Origin of the sequence: Micromonospora sp. MH33 (assembly GCF_003013775.1) — a bacterium.
In the GTDB taxonomy this organism is placed as follows: Bacteria; Actinomycetota; Actinomycetes; order Mycobacteriales; family Micromonosporaceae; genus Micromonospora; species Micromonospora fulviviridis.
On record NZ_MUYZ01000442.1, the window covers coordinates 1 to 3,831 of the forward strand.

Annotated in this window: 3 protein-coding genes, 1 pseudogene and 1 riboswitch; of the genes and pseudogenes, 1 reads left to right on the plus strand and 3 read right to left on the minus strand. The window is 74.7% G+C overall.

Going from position 1 to position 3,831, the window contains the following annotated elements; translation table 11 throughout:
• Nucleotides 1-1,213, plus strand: a 1,213-nt coding sequence (locus tag B0E53_RS34025) for a CDP-glycerol glycerophosphotransferase family protein (protein WP_107079661.1), incomplete at its 5' end; no start/stop codon positions are given.
• 12 nt (nt 1,214-1,225) lie between these two features.
• On the opposite strand, the gene B0E53_RS34030 is transcribed toward B0E53_RS34025, so the two are convergent.
• The 3 genes and pseudogenes from B0E53_RS34030 to B0E53_RS34040 form a co-directional block, all read right to left on the minus strand.
• Nucleotides 1,226-1,978, minus strand: a complete 753-nt coding sequence (locus tag B0E53_RS34030) for an alpha/beta fold hydrolase (RefSeq protein WP_107079662.1) — start codon at nt 1,976-1,978, stop codon at nt 1,226-1,228.
• 105 nt (nt 1,979-2,083) lie between these two features.
• Nucleotides 2,084-2,926, minus strand: a complete 843-nt coding sequence (locus B0E53_RS34035; protein WP_210406326.1) for a C39 family peptidase — start codon at nt 2,924-2,926, stop codon at nt 2,084-2,086.
• Nucleotides 2,927-3,122: 196 nt separating this feature from the next.
• Nucleotides 3,123-3,264: riboswitch (cyclic di-AMP (ydaO/yuaA leader) on the minus strand.
• A 306-nt stretch (nt 3,265-3,570) separates the two neighbouring features.
• Nucleotides 3,571-3,831: pseudogene (locus B0E53_RS34040) on the minus strand (hypothetical protein); the annotation flags it as partial.

Below are 3,831 nucleotides of genomic sequence, written 5' to 3' on the forward strand. Positions count from 1 at the left end.
CTGCGGCGCGGTCGGCCTCGACCTGGCCCGCCGCCGGTTCCGGCCGCCGGCCGGCGGCGGCCCGGTGGGCCGGGCGCTGCGCCGGCACCAGCCCGAGTTCGTGCTCTACTTCTCCGCCCCGCCCGGCTCCGAGTACCAGGTCACCATGTGGCTGCCCTACCTGGAGCGGATCGGCCGGCCGTTCCTCGTGCTGCTGCGCGAGCCCGAGTTCCTGCCCACCGTGGCCGCCGCGACCCGCGCGCCGGTGGTCTTCTGCCCCACCCTGAAGACCATGGACGAGGCCCTGGTGCCGAGCCTGCGGGCGGCCTTCTACGTCAACCACGGCGCGAAGAACAGCCACTGCATCCGCTTCTCGCAGCTCACCCACGTGCAGCTGCATCACGGCGACAGCGACAAGGCGCCCAGCGCCAACCCGGTCTCGGCCATCTTCGACAAGATCTTCGTGGCCGGTCCGGCGGCGATCGAGCGGTATGCCCGGGCCGGCGTGGAGATCCCCGCCGAGAAGTTCGTCGTGGTCGGCCGCCCCCAGGTCGAGGTCATCGAGGTACGCCGGGAGCCGGCCACCGCCCCGGCCCACCCGACCGTGCTCTACACCCCGACCTGGACCGGGCACCACGCCGACGCCAACTACTGCTCGCTGCCGGTGGCCGAGACGGTGATCCGCCGGCTGCTCGACCGCGGGGCGACGGTGATCCTGCGGGCACACCCCTACACCGCGCAGAACCCGGCCTCGGCGCGGCAGCTGGCCCGCCTCACCGAACTGCTCACCGCGGACCGGGCGAAGACCGGCCGGGCGCACCTGTGGGGCGCGGCGGCCGGCCGCGACCTGACCCTCACCGAGTGCGTCAACCGCGCCGACGCGCTGGTCTCGGACGTCTCCGGGGTGATCTCCGACTGGCTCTACTCGGGCAAGCCGTACGCGGTCACCGACATGGGCGTCGACGGTGAGCACTTCGTCGAGCGGTTCCCGCTGGCCCGGTCCGGCTACGTGCTGCGCCGGGACATGTCCAACGTGGACGAGGTGCTGACCGAGCTGCTGGAGACCGACCCGAAGGCGGCGGACCGCTGGGCCACCCGGGCCCGCTACCTGGGCGACTTCCCGGCCGAGTCGTACGCCGAGGTGTTCCTCGACGCCGCCCGCCGGCAGCTCGCGCCGGACTGGACCGCGCCCGCGCCGCGGGACGGCTCGCCGCTCCCCTCCCCCGCCGCCTGAGCGGCGGTTCGGTCAGAGGTACGCATCGAGGAGGGCGAGCACGGCGGCCGGGCCCTCGACGTGCGCGTTGTGGCCCAGCCCGGGCAGCGTGGCGACCGGGACGCCCAGCTCCTTGAGCTGCGCGTCGGTCACCATCGGGTCCTGCTCACCGCGGGCCAGCAGCACCGGGACGTCGGTGGCGGCGAGCAGCGCGGGCAGCCGGGGCTCCCCCACCGCGAACGCGGCCGGGTCCATGGCCAGCCGCCAGCGGCCGTCCTCGCGGCGCAGCCCCGCCTCCACCACCGGGTGGTCGGGGGCGAACAGCCCGGCCAGCCCGGAGACCCGCAGGTAGCGGCGGGCCGCCTCGTCCCGGGTGGCGAACCAGGTCACCGGGCGGGCGGCCAGCTCGTGGGCCTTCTCCAGGTCGGCCGGGGACCAGACGGCCTTGATGCCGAGCCCGACCACCGCGTCCACCGGCAGGCGGCGCGACCGCGCGGCGAGCGCCAGCGCCACCACCCCGCCGAGCGAGTGCCCGAGCAGCACGAGCCGGTCCTCGGGGCCGAGCCGCTCGGTCACCGGGCCGAGCCCCTCGACCACCCGCCCGGCCAGGGCCTCGAAGGAGTACCCGGGCAGCGGCGGCGACCAGCCGTGCCCGGCGAGGTCGGGGGCGAGCCAGCGCCCCGCCCAGTGGCGCTCCAGCAGCGGCGCCCAGGGCAGCCACACCTCACCGGTGGCCCCCATGCCATGCAGCAGCAGCAGATGGCGGGTACCCGTCTCGTCGCCCATACGGCGCAGTGTGCCACCGGACGGACGCCCGGCGCGAGAGCGGACACCGGGGCGGACGACGTCGGGCACCGGCTCGGTGGAGCCGGTGCCCGACGTTAGGTGCGATCAGGCGGAGTAGCCGCGGGTGGCGGCCCAGTTCGCCAGGTCGACGGTGCTCATCCAGTAGGCGGGCAGCGCCGGGTTCGCCGAGTCGGCGATCCGGACGGTCCGGCCGTCGTTCTTGTAACCGACCACGGCGATGTAGTGGCCGCCCGGGAACGAGTGCCAGCCGCCGTCGGTGTCGGTCGCGTCGCCGGCGATGTTGACCACCACGCCCCGGCCGTCGGTGATCGCCTTCACCACGTCCGCCTGGAGCTGGTCCATTTCCGCCGGGCTCGCCGAGCCGCCGAACATGTGGGTCCGGTACGGGTTGCCCTTGACCATCTGGTTCAGGCCCCGGGTGGTGTCCTCGGCGGAGTTGGTGCCGTTCTCGCCGGCGTTCAGCGGGGCGACCATCGCCTCCTGGGTGGTCTCGACGCCGCTCGCGCTGAGCGCGTTCCGCACCGCGGCCGGGCCGCAGTTCCAGTAGGCGGTCTGCGCCTCGTAGGTGTAGTCGAGCACCTTGGTCGACGGCGGCTTCGGCTTTGCCTTGGGGGTGGTGTCCGGGTCGGAGGTGGCCTTGGCCACCGGCTTCGCGGCCGACGGCGACGCGCTCGGCGAGACCGAGGGCGACGGGACGGCGACCCGGGCCTCACCCCGGGTGGCGACCTCACCGAGCCGGGAGCCCAGCTCGGCGACCGCGGCGGTGTTCTCCTGCTGGGCCGGCGCGTCGTCGGTGGCGGTGACGGCGGCACCGGCGCCGCCGGCCAGCACGAGCGCCGCGGCCGAGCCGGCGATGATCTGGTACGGGCGTTCGGTCACGAGGCGGCGCAGCTGACGCTTCAGGTGGTGCTTCACAATTTCCTCCACGGGGGCGTGAGCGGGCACGCGCCGGCCCGGCGCGCGGAGGAACTCACGCGCGCTGGCGGGGCGGATGGCCGCGGAACGGGAGCGCCCGGGGGCCGGGCGGTCGGGCGGTTGCCGGAGTCGGTCGCCGTCAGGCGAGCACCGGCACCGCGATGCCGTGGAGGCGGGGGGACGAGCGGGGGGTGGGCACGAGGAATGGCACTCCTTCCGTGACCGCCGACCGGGTTAGCTGACGGATTCGGGCGGGAAGTACGCCCTACCGCAGGCCGTGGCCCGCGGATTCACCCCGGTGTTGCTGTGGGTCCCCGGTTCGTGAAAGCACGATTAGGCGGGTCGGCGCGGCGTCGCCTCTTGCGATCGAAAACCGCTCCGGACGCGCTGACACTACCGGTGGGTACGCCGGCTGCCAAGCACTCTCACCTGCGTAAACCTCGTGCACGACTACGGATATCGGAACAGTCGGTCACTGACTTCACTCAATGGGACGAGCAGTTACGGCGGCACCGCACGGCAAAAAGCGGACATCCGGTGGCGACCGGCCCGGAATTGTGGGGGTCAATCGGCCGGGCCGGCACCGATGACCGTTTCCGGGACACGGGTGACCGGGCTCACCGAATTCGGGTAACGATTCGGTCGAGCCCCGCGGGTCAGCCGGCCCGGGCCGGGCGCCAGCGCGCGCCGGACACGGCGGCCGGCGCCGGGACCGGGGTGGGCACCTCGTCCCGCCCCTGCACCGGTGCCACGCCGTCGCCCCCGAGGGCGGGGCGGAGAGCCTCGACGGCCGCGTACGCCTCCGCGGCCAGGGTCCGGGCCGCCTCGGCGGCCAACTCGGCGTCCCGCCAGGCCCGCCGCTCCCGCTCGGCGGCCGCCGCCCAGCCGGCCCGGCGGCCCTCGCGTACCGCCCGGGC